Consider the following 1285-nt stretch of genomic DNA (forward strand, 5'->3'; position numbering starts at 1 on the left):
TGTCGGGTACGGAGTGGATCCGATGCCATTTATTATGGCGGTATTGTTTGGCGCAAGCGCGAGCTTTATTTCTCCCTACGGGTATCAAACCAACTTGTTGGTTTACAGTGTAGGTAATTACAAATTGACCGACTATGTGCGAATTGGTGTGCCGATTTCGATTGTGTATTCCGTATTGGTACTGACATTAATTCCGGTCTTCTTTCCGTTTTAATTCCGATAAATACAAGGATTCGTTATGACCGCTGAAACACCGGTAAAAGATGAAAACATTGTCTGGCATCAGCACACGGTTGATAAACAGTTTCGTGCTGAGCTGAAAAAACAGAAACCAGCAGTGCTTTGGTTTACTGGTTTATCTGGCGCAGGTAAGTCAACCGTCGCGGGCGCGCTGGAGAATCGTTTAGCTGAGTTGGGCTACCACACTTATTTGTTGGACGGTGACAATGTTCGTCATGGCCTGTGTAGTGATCTAGGCTTTTCTGAACAAGATCGTCGTGAAAATATTCGTCGTATTGGCGAGTTGGCGAAACTGATGGCAGATGCGGGTTTGATTGTGTTGTCCGCGTTCATTTCTCCTCACCGTGCTGAACGTCAACTCGTTCGCGATTTACTGCCCAAAGGTGAGTTCATCGAAGTGTTTGTGAATGCATCTCTCGAAGTGTGTGAAGGCAGAGATCCAAAAGGTTTATACAAAAAAGCGCGAGCAGGTGAGATCCCCAATTTCACGGGTATTGATTCAGAATATCAAGCGCCAATCAATCCAGAAATTGATTTGCCAGCAGGCGAGAAGAGCGTCGACGAGGTGGTTGAATTGTGTTTGGATGAGCTTAAACAGCGCCGTGTGATCAGTTAACTCAGCTTTTGGAACATAGGTGGCCAAAAGCTTAGTGTACTGCTTGAGGAGCTTTTAGATCATAGGTGACCTAAAGCTCCTAGAGCCAAACTAAACGGTATAGTTCACGCTGCTGCTTGCTTCGGTGCTTACGCTAAACTTTTGATTTAACAAGGCGAGCATTTGATCGTAGTACTGGGAGTTTGGCTTGTTGCCAAGCAGTTTGCACAGTTCGTTACCCGTCGGCGTGAAACGGTAGTACAGCAGACGGATGCCCTTCGTATTCACTTGCAGAGACAAATTCTTGCCTTGATATGCCAGTATCAATGGCGTTTCAATGCCGATCTCTCCTGATTCCAGTTCTGTGCTATGCAGTAACCCCAATTCAATCAATACTAATAGACTTGAGTACGGCAATTGAAAGCTGCCCATATTCAGATTGCTGGTGGT

The 1285-nt window shown here is 45.6% G+C and carries 3 protein-coding genes; 2 read left to right on the top strand and 1 reads right to left on the bottom strand.

The window, feature by feature from the left end; all coding sequences use genetic code 11:
- The coding region (locus tag R7Z50_RS24310) for an anion permease (protein ID WP_318149324.1) at nucleotides 1–214 on the top strand (214 nt) is incomplete at its 5' end.
- A 24-nt stretch (nucleotides 215–238) separates the two neighbouring features.
- Nucleotides 239–856: an adenylyl-sulfate kinase gene (cysC, locus tag R7Z50_RS24315; RefSeq protein ID WP_318149325.1), complete on the top strand. Its 618-nt coding sequence runs from the start codon at nucleotides 239–241 to the stop codon at nucleotides 854–856.
- Nucleotides 857–946: 90 nt separating this feature from the next.
- On the opposite strand, the gene R7Z50_RS24320 is transcribed toward cysC, so the two are convergent.
- Nucleotides 947–1285: DUF2806 domain-containing protein (locus R7Z50_RS24320; protein ID WP_318149326.1), on the bottom strand; the 339-nt coding region annotated here is incomplete at its 5' end.

The organism is Vibrio sp. 1249-1, from assembly GCF_033340495.1.